The organism is Peptostreptococcaceae bacterium (assembly GCA_016649995.1).
In the GTDB taxonomy this organism is placed as follows: domain Bacteria; phylum Bacillota; class Clostridia; order Peptostreptococcales; family BM714; genus BM714.
The window spans coordinates 19,998-35,897 of sequence record JAENWJ010000013.1 but is presented as its reverse complement, the minus strand read 5'-3'; the positions used below and the strand labels follow the sequence as shown (position 1 = coordinate 35,897).

12 protein-coding genes, 1 rRNA gene and 1 pseudogene are annotated in these 15,900 nt (G+C 41.8%); 2 read left to right on the top strand and 12 right to left on the bottom strand.

Features of this window, described 5'->3' with window-relative positions; translation table 11 throughout:
• The 4 genes from JJE29_04155 to argB form a co-directional block, all read right to left on the bottom strand.
• A 16S ribosomal RNA gene (locus JJE29_04155) occupies positions 1–92 on the bottom strand; the annotation flags it as partial.
• Between the two features lie 297 nt (positions 93–389).
• Positions 390–824: a hypothetical protein gene (locus JJE29_04150; protein ID MBK5251807.1), complete on the bottom strand. Its 435-nt coding sequence runs from the start codon at positions 822–824 to the stop codon at positions 390–392.
• A gap of 14 nt (positions 825–838) precedes the next feature.
• Entirely contained in the window at positions 839–2,011 is a 1,173-nt protein-coding gene (locus JJE29_04145) for an aspartate aminotransferase family protein (GenBank protein MBK5251806.1), read from the bottom strand.
• Positions 2,008–2,892, bottom strand: a complete 885-nt coding sequence (gene argB, locus JJE29_04140) for an acetylglutamate kinase (GenBank protein ID MBK5251805.1) — start codon at positions 2,890–2,892, stop codon at positions 2,008–2,010. The genes JJE29_04145 and argB overlap by 4 nt, the downstream gene beginning before the upstream one ends.
• A 142-nt stretch (positions 2,893–3,034) precedes the next feature.
• On the opposite strand from argB, the gene JJE29_04135 reads away from it, so the two are divergent.
• Both JJE29_04135 and argJ read left to right on the top strand, forming a co-directional pair.
• Positions 3,035–4,084, top strand: coding sequence for an N-acetyl-gamma-glutamyl-phosphate reductase (locus tag JJE29_04135; GenBank protein MBK5251804.1), 1,050 nt, complete (start codon positions 3,035–3,037; stop codon positions 4,082–4,084).
• Positions 4,085–4,095: 11 nt separating this feature from the next.
• Positions 4,096–5,310: a bifunctional glutamate N-acetyltransferase/amino-acid acetyltransferase ArgJ gene (gene argJ, locus JJE29_04130; protein MBK5251803.1), complete on the top strand. Its 1,215-nt coding sequence runs from the start codon at positions 4,096–4,098 to the stop codon at positions 5,308–5,310.
• A gap of 546 nt (positions 5,311–5,856) precedes the next feature.
• On the opposite strand, the gene carB is transcribed toward argJ, so the two are convergent.
• The 8 genes and pseudogenes from carB to JJE29_04090 all read right to left on the bottom strand — a co-directional run bounded on the left by carB (position 5,857) and on the right by JJE29_04090 (position 15,845).
• Positions 5,857–9,063 carry a carbamoyl-phosphate synthase large subunit gene (gene carB / locus JJE29_04125; GenBank protein ID MBK5251802.1) on the bottom strand — a complete coding sequence of 1,069 codons (3,207 nt, stop codon included), beginning with the start codon at positions 9,061–9,063 and terminating at the stop codon, positions 5,857–5,859.
• Positions 9,050–10,129 (bottom strand): glutamine-hydrolyzing carbamoyl-phosphate synthase small subunit, encoded by a 1,080-nt coding sequence (gene carA / locus JJE29_04120; protein ID MBK5251801.1) that lies wholly within the window; start codon positions 10,127–10,129, stop codon positions 9,050–9,052. The genes carB and carA overlap by 14 nt, the downstream gene beginning before the upstream one ends.
• Positions 10,130–10,299: 170 nt before the next feature.
• Positions 10,300–10,542, bottom strand: a complete 243-nt coding sequence (locus tag JJE29_04115; GenBank protein ID MBK5251800.1) for a 2-oxoacid:acceptor oxidoreductase family protein — start codon at positions 10,540–10,542, stop codon at positions 10,300–10,302.
• Positions 10,451–11,114, bottom strand: a pseudogene (locus tag JJE29_04110) (hypothetical protein). The gene JJE29_04115 and the pseudogene JJE29_04110 overlap by 92 nt, the downstream one beginning before the upstream one ends.
• 20 nt (positions 11,115–11,134) lie before the next feature.
• A complete protein-coding gene (locus tag JJE29_04105) occupies positions 11,135–12,043 on the bottom strand; it encodes a bifunctional enoyl-CoA hydratase/phosphate acetyltransferase (protein ID MBK5251799.1) in 909 nt (302 codons plus the stop codon).
• Between the two features lie 204 nt (positions 12,044–12,247).
• Positions 12,248–13,372: a tetratricopeptide repeat protein gene (locus JJE29_04100; protein ID MBK5251798.1), complete on the bottom strand. Its 1,125-nt coding sequence runs from the start codon at positions 13,370–13,372 to the stop codon at positions 12,248–12,250.
• Positions 13,373–13,384: 12 nt separating this feature from the next.
• Positions 13,385–14,146, bottom strand: a complete 762-nt coding sequence (locus tag JJE29_04095; protein ID MBK5251797.1) for a hypothetical protein — start codon at positions 14,144–14,146, stop codon at positions 13,385–13,387.
• Complete coding sequence (locus JJE29_04090) at positions 14,130–15,845, bottom strand: B12-binding domain-containing radical SAM protein (protein MBK5251796.1); 1,716 nt, start codon at positions 15,843–15,845, stop codon at positions 14,130–14,132. The genes JJE29_04095 and JJE29_04090 overlap by 17 nt, the downstream gene beginning before the upstream one ends.
• Between the last annotated feature and the right edge of the window lie 55 nt (positions 15,846–15,900).

The following is a 15,900-nucleotide window of genomic DNA, read 5'->3' as shown; positions in this document are numbered from 1 at the left end:
TCGAAAAGTTGATCTGCTAATTATCGCTCGACTTGCATGTGTTAAGCACGCCGCCAGCGTTCATCCTGAGCCAGGATCAAACTCTTAATTGAAATCTCAAATACGAGTTTCGCTAGCAATTATTTATTGCTTTAATTCTTTGCTCTCTTACTGTTCAGTTTTCAAAGACCGCTATTTCACTTGCTTTGCGCCTTCCCTAAAGTAAGAAACCCACTTTAAGAGCGCTTAATAATACTATCACGAAAACAACACTGTGTCAAATTCTTTTTTTGTTCATTTGCATGTTGCTCACAATTAATTATGATAATTCATTTGCCTTTGTGTGTCAAGACAAAAGCCAAAAAACCTTAAGATTTTTTGGCCTTGAACAAATTGCATTAATTGTTTTCCTAAATCATTTCCATTTCAAAGTTCTCTGAACCATAGAGCTTAGAGGATGCATCGAATATTACATCCATTTGTTCTGCTGAATCCGCCAGTATTTTTTTCCCGAGTCCAAATCCAACAATTTTTTTCTTTCCTATCATTTTTATTAGGTTTGCCTTTATTTTTTCATATTCTTTAGCATCGACAATCCCATTGGTTACCACTATGCAATCGCTTTTAAGCGAAAGCATTAGTTCTGGATTAAAACTTTTATTGAATACGTTTACGCTGTAGTTTTTGCATGCAACCTTGTTTACTGTATCCTTGCCGAGTCCCAGATCAATGATGTTCACATTCTTTATGCTGGGCTCTATATGAACATACCCATCCGGATTGAAGCTGAGGAATGAAGCAATATCGGCCTTTTCTATGCACTTTTGGGATAATACTGTTATCATCTTAAGCACTCCTTTCAATTGGATAGTTCCGCGATTGATTTAAGAATAATATCAATGCCCTTATCCAGTTCCTCTTTCGAGACTGTCAATGGAGGTATAACTCTCAAAACGGTTTCTCCCGCTCCGATTATCAATAGGCCGTTCTTTATGCATTGGTTTACAAGCTCAGCCGGACTCTTGCCAAGGTCTATACCAAGAAGAAGTCCCTCTCCCCTAAGCTCGAAGTCAAAACCCATTTCCTTTGCTTTTTCCGCGAATCTCTTCTTGAAGTACTCGCCCTTCTCTTTGACACCTTTCAGGAAGCTCTCTTTGGAAATCTCCTGCATGACCGCATATGAAACCGCACAGGCCAAAGGATTTCCTCCGAAGGTGCTACCATGGTCTCCCGGCTCAAAGAGGTCTGCCCTTTTGTTTGAAAGAAGTGCCCCTATTGGAAATCCTCCTCCCAATCCCTTGGCTATGCACACTATGTCCGGTTTTACCCCGAAGAGGTTGTATGCAAAGAGTTCTCCTATCCTCCCCATTCCACACTGCACTTCGTCAAATATGAGAAGTGCGTCAAACTTATCACATAGCAATCTGGCCGCCTCAAGGAATTCAATGGTCGACGGAACAACTCCACCCTCTCCTTGGATTGGTTCAATTACCACCGCGCAGACCTTGCTGCTCATTGCCTCTTCGAGTGCCTCGATGTCGTTTATCGGAACATTCTTCATTCCGGAAAGCAATGGATAAAACGATTTCTTGTATTTTTCTTTCCCTGTTATTGATGTAGCACCTACGGTCCGTCCGTGGAATGCGTTTACCATGGATATTATTTCATATTTGTCATTGCCTTCTGAAACCGTGTTCCCGTATTTTTTAGCCAGCTTTATGGCCCCATCTATGGCCTCTGAACCGCTATTCCCTATGAATACAGAATCCATTCCGCTTTTCTCAACTAGAAAGTTTGCCAGTTTAGTCTGAATGGGATTCCAGACTATATCGGATATGTGGAAAATCTTTTGGCTCTGTTCCTTGATTGCGTTTATCATTATTTCGTTGCAGTGGCCGAGAGCATTTACCGCATAGCCCGCTGTGAAGTCAAGATATTCCGTTCCGTCCACATCGTATACATATGTTCCCTTGCCTTTTTCGATTGTAAGGTCGAATCTTTTACCTGTGTACATCTGCTTGTCGTTGTTCATTTTACTTTCCCTCCATGTATCATTGTCCCAATACCTTTATCTGTCAACACTTCTATAAGTAGTGAATGTTCCACTCTTCCATCAAGAATATGCACATTTTTAGTGCCGTTTTCAACCGCCTGCACCGAACATGAGAGCTTAGGCAGCATGCCTCCAATAATCGCTTTTGAATCAATAAGTTTTTTTGCTTCGACAGCTGTCATAGCTGTTATGAAACCACTCTTGTTCTCAAAGTCTTTGTACAGCCCTTCCACATCAGTCATGAGAAGCAACTTTTCAGCTTTCAGCTCTGCGCTCACAGCAGAAGCCACAAAATCCGCGTTTATATTGTAGGTATCGCCGTCATCCCCGAATCCGATGGGGGCTATTATCGGTATATATGACAGGTCTATCAGGTCCTCGAGCAACTTCTTGTCTATTTTCTCGACGTCTCCCACATATCCGAGATCTATTTTCTTGTCACCCTTGTATATGATTTTCTTTCGGGCTTTTATCAGATTACCGTCTTTACCTGAAAGTCCAACGCCTCTTCCGCCCATGCTGTTAACCAAATATGCTATTTCCTTGTTTATTGATCCGGCAAGAATCATTTCAGCTTCCTTTATGACTTCTCCGTTGGTTTTTCTAAGGCCGTCGACGAATTCAGTCTTGATGCCGATTTTCTCTATGCGCTCAGTGATTTCCGGTCCGCCGCCGTGGACAATTATGATTTTTATTCCTACCAGGTTAAGCAAAACAATGTCTTCTATGAATGCATGTTTCGCCTTATGGTTTCTCATTATGCTTCCGCCGAATTTTATTACAAATGTTTTATTATGGAACTTTTGAATATAAGGCAGGGCTTCAGTTAAGATTCTTGCCTTTTCTGTAGATGCTTTCATCTTTTCATACCCTCTTGTCTTTCAATATTTCTTATTATTATACATATATATTTATATTTATGCAATACTTTTGATCATTATCGTTGCAATATTATTCATTATTTTGTATAATAATAAGAAATCAAATTCAAATGAGGTGAATATAATGAGAATAGGAATTTTAGGAGCAACAGGCTATGCGGGTCAAAACCTTGTTTGGCTTATAAAACATCATCCGAATGTCAATTTATCCTTTGTCACTTCTCGAAGCTTCAATGAAATAAAGTACTCTGACATATATTCAAATATGAATGGTCTGGTGGATTTGGAGTGTATCGACACTTCAAGCATCGACCCTTCCATTATTATGGATACGGACCTTGTTTTCCTCGCTCTTCCCCACAAAAGCTCAATGGGCATGGTAAAGCAACTTTTAAGCGTAAAACCCGGTATCAAAATTATTGACTTGAGCGCCGATTTCAGATTAAGCGACCCAAATGTATATGAAAAATGGTACAAGACTCCCCATGAAATGAGCCATCTCATAAACGACTTTGCATTCGGGCTTCCAGAGATTCATGCAAAATCAATTAAAAAGGCCTCATATGTGGCAAATCCCGGATGCTATCCAACAGCTTCCATACTCGCATTGGCACCGGCTATGAATGCCGGACTGATAGAAAGCGATGTCATTGTAGATGCAAAATCCGGGGTGTCGGGAGCTGGAAGAAGTGCTAATACAGCAAATCTTTATTGCGAGGTCAATGAAAGCGTAAAAGCCTACGGGCTATTCAGCCACAGACACACTCCGGAGATTGCTCAAGAACTTAGCCTGATCGGGGGAAAACCCGCAAAGGTCATCTTCACACCGCATCTTGTTCCAATGAACCGCGGCATCCTATCAACCTGCTACGCGCGACTAAAGAAAAATATAAGCACAAAAGAAATGACGGATGTATACAAAAGCTATTATGAAGGCAAACCCTTCGTGCGTGTTTTGGAAAACGGCATGCTTCCTCAAACCAGGAATGTGCGCCAATCAAACTACTGCGACATAGGCTTAGCGGTTGATGAAGATTCATCTTCTTTAATCGCAGTCTCGGCCATCGACAATCTCATGAAGGGTGCAGCGAGCCAGGCTGTCCAAAACATGAATCTGATGTGCGGATATGATGAAAAAGCCGGACTCGATTTCACTCCAATGGCGCCATAGGGGGTTAAACAATGAAAAAATACAGAGAATTCATTCCAGTCAACGGTTTTACGGCCTCTGCCGTTGCCTGTGGCATTAAAAAAGGAAGCAGCAAAAAAGACATGTGCTTGATTCACAGCGCAGAACCGGCCCAAGCAGCAGGTGTTTTTACTAGGAACACCGTCAAGGCCGCTACTGTTTTAATAAGCATAGACAACATAGCCTCTGGAAAAATACACTCCATTCTAGTAAACAGCGGAAACGCAAACGCATGCACAGGAAAACAAGGTATGAATGATGCCAAGAAGATGATTTCGCTTGTTTCGGAGGCAATGGGAACAAACTCGGAAGATGTTCTTGTTGCCTCAACCGGCGTGATAGGGGTACCTCTTCCCATGGACATGATTGTTCCAAACATTAAACCGCTGACCGAGGGTCTAGGGGTTTCAAACTTTTCGGACGTAGCCGAAGCAATAATGACAACCGACACATTCAAAAAAGAGGTTTCGGTAGATTTCATGATTGGGGGCAAGAGGGTTGTAATAAGTGGAATGGCCAAGGGCTCAGGAATGATTCATCCGGACATGGGCACAATGCTTTCTTTCATTCTCACCGATGCAGCTATAGAAAGCGATTTGCTCAAGAAAGCGCTATCGGAATGCGCCAGCGCCTCATTTAACATGATTTCAGTCGACGGAGACACAAGCACCAATGACACGGCGATTGTTCTTGCAAACGGAAGCGCAGGAAACCAGCCTATCTGCATAGAAGATCCCAACTACTACATTTTTAAGGAAGCCCTTAAGATTGTATGCATTGAGTTGGCGATGCAGATTGCAAAGGATGGAGAAGGTGCAACCAAGCTTATTGAAGTAAATTTGACGGGAGGCTTCAGCCAAGAAGCTGCCAATTGCCTTGCCAAATCGATTATCACTTCAAGCTTGGTGAAAGCGGCCTTTTTTGGAAACGACGCAAACTGGGGGAGAATTATTTGCGCCATGGGATACTCGGGAAAAAACTTCGATGCCGACAATCTTGATTTAATTTTTGAAGGCGGCAGTAAACAGGTTCCCCTTGTCGAAAAAGGTAAAGGCCTTGCTTTCGACGAGGATCTAGCGGAGGAAATATTGAAGAACGAAACCGTAATCATACATGTCAAGCTGAATGACGGCACCTTCTCTGCAAAAGCTTGGGGATGCGATTTGAGTTATGATTATGTTAGGATCAACGGAGACTATAGGAGTTAAAAGATAGCTAAAGCTATCTTTTAACTCCGGTGGAAAGTAGTAAGTGGAAAGTGGAAAAAAAGAAAAAAACAAATACATGATATTTAAAAACGCAATTCAAACAACATCTCAACTCTTTTTTCATTGTCGCCTTGAACTGAAAAGGAAAGCTTGCAGCATGCAGTTTGCAGTGTGCAGTAAATGATACAAACAAATAAAGAGCAAAACAACCTGCCTTTGGAATTTTCCAGGCAGGTTGTTTTGCTCTTTGTCATCTTTTTTTGTTTTTGAAACTTATACTGTTTAATACACCCCTCAAATCGAAAATCTACTCTATCCTGTTCCAGGTTGAGGTTTCAAATTGTGATGCATCAACCGAGGCTTGGTATTCACAGCTTTGGATAAGGCTAAATCGTCAATAAATCCGCTTTGGCCTTGGCCCGATACGGAGTGAGTTTGCGGATTTTAGGTTTTGCCGCAATACAAAGCGCTATGAATATTCGCCGCAGGTCGCAGTGAGCAATTTAATCCTTGACCTGAACTCATCAACATTTTTCTTTCTACTTTTTATATCTTCGTTATATCGTAAACTTCAACGTCTTTATAGCTTATGTCCCGCTCCCATATGTCCAATACATAACTCAAGGTATCGAGAGATGTAATGCAGGGAACTCTATTCTCTATTGAGGTTCTTCTTATGTGGAAGCCCTCGGTGAGACTGCTTCTTCCCTTGCTCGGAATATTTATAACAAGTGTAAGTTTCTCGTTTCGTATGAGTGAAAGCACGTTTGTTTCGCCCTCCCCAATCTTGGCTACATGCTTGTGCTCAATTCCGAGTTTTCCGAGGTATTTACCGGTTCCCTCGGTGGCATAGAATTCAAATCCAAGTTTTTTCATCTTGAATGCTATTGGTTCGAACTCATCCTTGTAGTTGTCGGATATGCTTACCAAAACTCTTCCTATGCTGCCAAGCTCAAGCCTTGATCCCACGAGGCCCTTGTATATGGCCTTGTATAGGTCTTTTTCCAATCCCAATGCCTCTCCCGTTGATTTCATTTCAGGACCAAGCGCAATTTCGGTCTGGGGCAATTTTTCCATCGAGAATACAGGCACTTTAACCGCGTAGTATCCGCTTGTCTTGTAAAGTCCTGTTCCGAAACCCAAATCCTTTAGCTTAGCACCCATCATAATTTCCGTAGCCAAACGAATCATAGGAATGCCTGTGACCTTGCTAATATATGGAACCGTTCTAGATGCCCTAGGATTGACCTCAATAACATATACCTCATCTTTGTAAACGACATACTGTACGTTGACCAGCCCAATCACATTCAATTCGATGGCTAATTTCTTAGTATTCTTTATTATCTTGTTTTTAATTTCATCGCTTATGCTGAATGCCGGATAGACGGATATGCTGTCTCCCGAATGCACACCGGCTCTCTCTAGATGCTCCATTATTCCAGGGATGAGTATGTCCGTTCCATCTCCTATTGCATCAACTTCAATTTCTTTTCCATTAAGATATTTGTCTATGAGAACGGGATTTTTATTGTCCTTTCTAAATGCATTATCCAAACACTCCGCGCATTCGGATTCATCATAGGCGATTTCCATTCCCATTCCGCCTAAAACGTAGCTTGGGCGAATCAGAACGGGGAATCCGCAGATCTTCGTGAATTCCAGTCCTTCCTCTATGTTCATTACGGCTTTTCCTAGAGGCCTCTTGATGTCAAGTTTCTCCAGAACAGCTTCGAATTTTTCCCTGTCCTCGGAACGATCTATGGAATCGTAGCCGCTCCCAAGGATTTTAACACCCATCTTCTCCATATGTTCCGCAAGCTTGATTGCTGTCTGCCCTCCATATTGCAAAATGACCCCATCGGGTTTTTCTTTGAGTACGATGTTCATTACGTCCTCTTCTGTCAAAGGCTCAAAATAGAGTTTGTCCGATGTATCGAAATCGGTGCTTACCGTTTCGGGGTTGTTGTTTATTATAATGGACTCAATACCCATCTTCTTGAGAGATATTACGCCATGCACCGAGCAATAGTCAAATTCTATTCCTTGTCCTATTCTTATCGGTCCGGAACCTATTACTATAACTTTCTTGCGGTCGCTTACCACTACCTCATCGTATGGATCGTATGTCGAGTAATAATAGGGCGACTGCGCCTCGAATTCCCCTCCGCAGGTGTCAACCATCTTAAACACAGGCATCACGCCAAGGCTCTTGCGTTTTTCAAATACATCTATCTCCTTCGATTTCGTGAAGGAAGCTATCGCCAAATCGGCAAAGCCTTTTTTCTTTAGGAAAAGCAGTTCATCTGCGTTTATTTCAGACAAATGCTTCTTCTTTAAGCCCTCTTCCAACTTCACTATTCCATGTATTTTTTCGAGATAGAATCGGTCTATCTCCGTCATTTCCCATAGGTATTCCGTCTTGTATCCCCTTCTGAGAAGCTCCGCCAAGAAAAACAGCCTTTCGTCGTCGCTTTTGAGTATCTTTTGAATAACCTCGTCATCGCTAAATGCGGCGGCCTTTTCGATTTCAAGCGAGTACACACCTATCTCAAGGGATCTTATTCCTTTAAGAAGTGCACTTTCGAAGCTGTTTCCTATTGCCATTATTTCGCCCGTGGCCATCATCTTGGTACCCAGTGTGCGGTTCCCAGTTTCAAACTTGTCGAATGGCCACTTGGGGATTTTGATTACGCAATAGTCGAGCGTAGGTTCGAAGCATGCAAGGGTCTTTCCTGTAACGTCGTTTGGAATCTCGTCGAGATTAAGGCCTATTGCTATCTGTGCGGCAACCTTTGCAATTGGATATCCCGTCGCCTTGGAAGCGAGCGCAGATGAACGGCTAACCCTCGGGTTTACCTCTATTACCCTATACTCAAAGCTGTATGGATTTAGAGCAAGCTGAACATTACAGCCACCTTTTATACCCAAGGATGTCACAATCTTTATGGACGCATTCCTTAGCATCTGGTATTCCTTGTCGCTAAGTGTTTGAGACGGTGCTATGACTATGCTGTCCCCCGTATGGATGCCAACAGGATCTATGTTTTCCATGTTGCAAACGGTTATGCAATTGCCCTTGTTGTCTCTAATCATCTCGTACTCAATCTCTTTCCAGCCCTTAACACTTTTTTCTATAAGAACCTGGCCGACTGCACTATAGGCCAAGCCTACGGGAACGATTTTTTCAAGCTCCTCCCTGTTTTCCGCAATCCCTCCGCCGGTTCCACCGAGTGTGTATGCGGGACGCACAACTATAGGATAGCCAATTTCATCGGCCTGCGAAAATGCTTCCTGAAGAGAGGATGCAATCCTTCCATCGATTACAGGCTCCCCTATGCTTTCCATCATTAGTTTAAACTTCTCGCGGTCCTCGGATTTTTCTATTGCATCTATGTTTGTCCCTAAAAGCTTAGTATTGTATTTGTCCAGTATGCCAGCCTTCCAAAGCTCAATCGCGAGGTTTAGGGCAACCTGTCCGCCCATTCCCACCAATACTCCATCAGGTCTTTCCTTTGCTATTATCTTCTCAAGAAATTCCACCGTAAGAGGCTCGATGTAAACGCTGTCCGCCATTTCCTTGTCCGTCATGATTGTAGCAGGATTGCTGTTTACCAATACAACTTTAAGTCCATGTTCCCTTAAAATCTTGCATGCCTGCGTGCCTGAGTAGTCGAATTCCGCCGCCTGCCCTATTATAATGGGCCCCGAACCTATCACCATTACTTTTTCAAGACCCTTATATATTGACATGTTTATTCTCCTTTTTAATCATGTTTAAGAATTCGTCGAACAAATAATCCGAATCGCTCGGGCCGGGTGAAGCCTCCGGGTGAAACTGCACGCTGAATATCGGAAGGGAAAGATGCCTCACACCCTCAATCGTATTATCGTTCATGTTTACATGTGTTATTTCCAATACGCTCTTGTCAAGGCTTTCCGCAACAACCTCATACCCATGATTCTGTGATGTTATGAAAACTCTATCCTTGGCAAGATCTTTAACAGGATGGTTGCAGCCCCCGTGCCCATATTTCATTTTCTTGGTTTCTCCTCCAAAAGCATGAGCAAGCAGTTGATGTCCCAGGCAGATTCCAAAGATGGGTTTCTTTCCTATTAGCTCTTTTACCGTTTCTATTTCCTCCTTCAAAAATGCCGGATCTCCAGGTCCATTTGAAAGAAAAATTCCGTCCGGATTGAAATCAAGTATTTCTTCAGCAGTATTTAGGCATGAAAATACCCTGACATGTATATTCCTATTCACCAGGGCGTTTAGTATATTTCTCTTTATTCCATAATCGACTACAGCCACCTTAGGCGTAATAGGCATCAAATCATAGTTGAATTTTGTTGTCACTTGATGGACCGCATCGGAATTGTCAAAGGCTTTCAACTCTTCCATAACATCGACGCCATCTTCATATGCTACTATCTTTCCTGTCATAGTACCTTTTTCTCTAATTATTTTTGTGAGCGCCCTTGTATCTATTCCCTCTAGTCCCACAATATCATTCTTATTGAGGTATTCATCAATGGACTCCATTCCCCTCCAATTAGAATAATTTACCGAAGCCTCTCTAACAATGAATCCCCTTACCTTCGGTTTTTCCGACTGGTTGTCGTCAAGAGTTATTCCATAATTTCCTACGAGAGGATAGGTGAGTATTACAATCTGCCCATAATATGAAGAATCCGTCAGAGTTTCCTGATATCCAGTCATGCCGGTATTGAAAACAACCTCCCCAACCGAATTACGCTTTTTACCGAAAATGTTGCCCTCGAATTTTGTTCCGTCTTCAAGAATTAAATAACCTTTCATTTCGCACCCTCCAACTTTTTGACAAAAAAATATATATTTCAATGCATGTTTATGCATTTTTATACATAATTATTTCTTTTAAGTATAGCAGATTGAAAAATCATTACAAGCGTTTTATTCGAAAAAAGAGACTGTTCTTTTGAACAGTCCTTTTTGACTTTTTACAGGTCCTACTTTACCATTTCCATACCCTTGTTAAATGCTAAAATATTGATGTCAATGAATCGTTCCTTTACAGTTTTTCTTATTGCCTCTTCCCAATCAATGTCTGTAATTCCCATAGCCTTTACGAGTGCTCCAAGAAGAACTACATTCATGGTTTTAGGATTGCCTATTTCTTTGGCAATTCCCACTGCATCGAGGGCTGTAGTCTTGGCTTTCTTTCCGAGAACATCCAGTATCCTTCGGGATATTCGGCCTTGCCAATTTGAATCGGGATCCACTACGCAAAGGCTCTATCGTTTCGCGCTCTTCACCAAGAAGGGCTTTTGCTAGGAATATTCTTGTTGTAAGTCTGTAGAAAACCATTGTGTCGAACTTTTCGCTTATTTCGATAGCCGAACTGATCATATCCTTGGCTTCCTGGCTATTGGAAGGCTCAAGCATCGCTAACTTGGCAAATTTTGCATAATTCCTGTTATCCTGCTCGTTTTGAGATGAATGTAGCCCCGGATCATCCGCAGAAACTAAAATCATTGCTCCATTAACACCTGTGTCCATATGTAAACATCGGGTCGGCAGCCACGTTTACACCAACATGCTTCATTGCCGCCAATGATCTGGCTCCGGCTATCGATGCACCTATTGCCGATTCCAAAGCCACCTTTTCATTTGGCGCCCATTCAGCTACAATTTCTTCCTTGTAGGGTGCGATGTTTTCAAGAATTTCCGTGCTCGGTGTTCCTGGGTAGGCTGACGCATAAGAAATGCCAGCTTAATAGGCCCCTCTTGCAACCGCTTCGTTGCCTGTTAATAATTCTTTCATCTTTTCACTCTTCTCTTTTTCTATTTGTATGCCGCAATCACGCTGCCAAACGCGATTGAATTAAGCTTATTTTCATGCGTATCGGCTCTAGAAACCAATACTACGGGAGCACTAGCTCCCATGATGACTCCAGCCGACTTTGCCGATGCAAAGTAACTGAGTGTCTTTCCTATTCCGTTACCCATTTCTATGTTTGGAACCAATAGGATATCTGCATCTCCCGCAACAGGACTTACATATTTTTTGATTTCCGCAGACTCTTTTGATATTGCCAGATCAAGAGCCATAGGCCCTTCCACTATTGCATTTTTTCCGAAAAAGCCTTCTTCTCCCATTTTTTTCAATTCGCCCGCATCAACCGTTGCCGGCATCTTAGGATTAACCTTTTCTTTCGCAGCAAGGCATGCAACCTTTACGTTTTTATTCCCCAATGCCTCTGCTACTTTTATTGCATTCTTTATTATTTTAGCCTTGGTGGGCACATCCGGATACATGTTCATTCCGCCATCTGTTAAATACAAAAGCTTATGATAGCCCGGAACCTCGTAAAGCATTACATGACTTAGCTGACTATCTGTTCTAAGGCCGATTTCCTTGTCAAGGACAGCTTTAAGCATAATAGATGTATCTATAAGTCCCTTCATTACGAAGTCGGCTTTCCCACTGCTTACTAGCGCAACAGCTTTTCTTGCCATTTCCACAAGATCCAACTCGTTTATTATTTCATAACCGTTCAGATTTATTCCTTTTTCTTTTGCAATGTTTCTTATTGCATTTTCGTCTCCCACTAGAATGGGCTCTATGAGACCCATTTCAGTAGCCTCGACAACCGCCGCCAACACCTCTCCGTCTTGTGCTGCCGCTACCGAAAGTTTCATTTTATCTTGCATCTTGGCTTTTTCAAGTAAATCGTTCAATGTTTTAATCATTAGCTCCCCTCTCAAAATATAGTAGTTTCTACTTAACATGTTTTGCAAATATCATGCCAATAAATTGCATTAGCTTTTCCAACATACTTAAGACTTTATCAACAACAAAAAATAATAAGTGTTTATATGGCGCAACCTATGTAAACCATCGCTGACACCACTCAACACTTATTATATATCTTTTGTGTTTTATAATCCCTTTTGTTAATTATTTTTAAATTTATTTAATTCCCCCATGCACGCAATGGTCACCGAATCATTCGGATCTATCTCCATTGAACGATTCAGATATTTTTCAGCCAAATCCAGGTTTCCCATTTCCATTTGCGCCATTGCATTGTTGCAAAGCATTTCCGCATTATCAGGATCCATGTTTAACGCCTTCTTGAAATACCTCGCCGCTTCGTTCTTGTTGCCGATGATCGAATAACACAAACCCAATTCATTTAGGGATTCTGCCTGGTCAGGTTTTATACGTATGACCCTCTCGAAATATTCAACGGCCGTTTCTATATTCCCGAGATTTCTGTATGCCAAGGCTATGAAGAACAGAAGGTTCCACCATGAAGGATTTGCATCCTCAAGTTTAAGCAGTTTCTCAAGCCCCGTTTCAAAGGCTCCTGCAAGGACTTCATTGTATCCCTCATCAAAAATTATGCGGTCCCTTATCTTAATTAGCATTTCCTGTACTTCCATTATCTTGTTCTCTTCATCGGAGCATTCGATAAAGTGCTCCCATGCAAGCTCCGCCTTCTTGTGCAGCCCGCTATTGGAGTAGTGAAAGCCGAGATGGTAATAGGGTAGATTGAAATCGGCAAAATCAACCGTCAGTTTTTCCATTAAAGCAAAGGCTTCATTCTCCCAAGCCATCGCCATCTCCGGGTCGACCGTATCTTTCGAAAGGGCTTCGCATACCTTGGCCTTATTGTATGCAGCATCTAGATTAGATGCATCCAGAATGATTGCCGTTTCAAAAAAAACAAACGCGTCTTCGAGCCTATTCTCCTCGGCATACTTGATTGCTGTTGCGGTAAGAATCCTCGGCATGCCTTCGTCAATACCTATCAAAAGGCTTTTGTAATATTCTCTGTGCATAAACTCAGGATCTATTGCCACCACTGCGACCATGCCTTCGGTCATTTCCTTTACGGAAAGGTCGTCATAATCATTTTGTGTCACCCGATTTGCAAGCCGTTTTACTGGAATTGGAATGGGGATATTCTTCTTGAGAACAGCTTTCTTCCCTGGGATAGGAATATCCTTTTTAAGTTCTATGAAAACCACCTCGTCAAGTTTTCCCCTAAGTCGTTTTCTTATAGCTTCTTGCATTGGATAGCCTCCTTATTCTTCATGGCCTATCTTGTACTGATAGAGCCTTTTTCTTCTAGTTGAACGATCAAGAATTCTGAATAGAAATCCCCTGTATATCATAAAAAACGAGAACACCAGCGGCAATGTAATCAATACGGCAATAAGCATAACAGTTCCTGCGCCACTGATAAAAATACCGGACACTGCAGAGAACGGCTTCATGGCCAATCCAAACATCCAGTAAAGCACTATTGCAATCAGCACATTTGGAACAAACCACTCAATCCAATTCTCTTTTATAAAGTCAAATGCTCCTGAAATCATGTCAAAACCTTGATTGTATTTCTGATACATTACCTCGGGCAACGGATTGAGCGCCATAAAAATTACGATTTCGATAACGAACCAAAGGCTGATGCCTCCTATGGATGCTGACAAAACCCTTCCAAGGAAAAGGCTTAGACCATAGCGAACGAACCAGAACAGTATGAGTACGCTATATGCCTTCCAAATATATACCTTGAATCCTTCCTTGAAATCATTCATTGTAAATTTTCCTTTTTTTATTATCTGTTCCATAAGATAGAGGAAATCAGATATCACAGCACTCTGGAAAACCGCTATGATGAGTCCTGAAAGGATCCATGCCCTTGCGGCTATCTGCCAGATTAATAACGAGAATATGAAATATGCCATTCCCACCAAAAATATTTTCCAATTCGCCGTTATTGCCTTTATCGTTTTTTTAAGTACTTCTCTGTTTGTGTAATAGATGTCATTTAGTATTTGCATTTGTCTTTTCCTTCCCGGATTCAGTTAATGAAACGAAATGGTATTCCGATTCCCCCATAAATCCTTTTTCGCTTTCATAGTCGAAAAGAACATGTGTCCTTTCCTTTTTAAATGTGTCGACGTTGTATCCAAAGGGTTCGAAATGAACCTTGTTGATTATTTTCTTTGCCGGCAATCCCTCATAGGCAGGCAATGTTTTTTTTAATTTCGCCGCATCCTTTAAAAATTGATGGCACGCATTTTTATATCCCTCAGGCTCAATTATGTTGAAAATCGGCAAAAGGGTCTGTGGTTTCTGCCTAAGATAGTCAAATTTTAGGATATCTAGAAAAAGGGGCGTGTCTTTTTCTAGTTCAAGGGTTTCGTGATAATCGAATAGGTATCCATAGAGCTTTCTCTTGCTATGCGCTCTTTCAAAAAAATCATTTTCCTTCAAATAATCGGAAAAAGCCTCGTAAAAGCCAAATGCATCTCCATTGAAGAGCCTATTGAAATACTCCATGGAACGCAAGAACCCGCCTGAATTTCCGTAACGCTCAAGAACATCTTCAATGCATTTAAGCCTCGAGATATCACTATGTGAAAGTACATTGGTCATTAAAACTTCATATGGCGGTTCGGATTTGAAGGCATACCCGAAGCCTTTTGCGTTTTTCCTTATATCGGTCCCCGGCAAGAGCTTAAGGAATCCAAGCTGAAGATGATGCCCGCCAACAGAATAAACATCATTAAAGGATGTTTTAAAACTTGCGTAGTCCTCGAAGGGAAGTCCCGCAATAAGATCGAGATGCACATGGCTTTTTTCTGTTCCCATCAATCTCTTAACCCAATAAGACAATTTATCGAAATCCGTTTTTCTATTGACTGCATGAAGCGTATTTTGATTGGTGCTTTGAACGCCTACTTCGAATTGGAATAGTCCCTTTCTAGAAGCGGAAACGGTGTCTATGAATGCCTTTCCTATAAGATCGCCGCTTATCTCAAAATGAAAATTCGTTCGACCGTTGTCTTTCTCCGTCAGATATTCCATTATTGCAACAGCCCTTGGCGCATCGGCATTGAATGTCCTGTCTACGAACTTAACCTGCTTCACGTTATGAGACAGAAATATATCCATTTCATGTTTTACCATGTCAATATCTTTGTAACGGGTCTTTTTTATTATTGATGAAAGACAGTAGCTGCATCGATAGGGACAGCCCCTGGACGATTCGTAATAAAGGATCTTGTCCTTTGATTCGTATAGTTCCTCTTCGGTGTATGGAAAAGAAAGAGATTTCAGATCCTCTATTATTTCAATTCGATCTTCCCCGCTATTTCCTCTCAAAAAATCTAGCAGCTTCCCTTCGCCCTCACCACGCAAAACATAATCTGCCTCGGGCAATTCATAGCCGTCACAATCCTCCGCATAGGAAACCTCGGGGCCTCCGAGCAGTATATTTATTGATGGATCAATTTTCTTTATGTTGCGCGTCAGGCGCCTAACTATCTCTATGTTCCATATATAACACGAAAAGCATATCAAATCGGGCTTTTCTCCGGTCAAGTCCCTCAGAACATGGTCCTCTTCCTGGTTTATAGTATATTCCTTTATTAAAATATCAAAACCCGGTTCTTCCTTTACAGCCGAATACAGCGAATGAATCGAAAGGGACGAGTGTACGAATTGTGAGTTCAAAGCGACTAAAAGAACTTTCATTTTTTGCCTCCTCGGGCCTTTTGACTTCTCCATTTTACATTATAGCATCAAACCC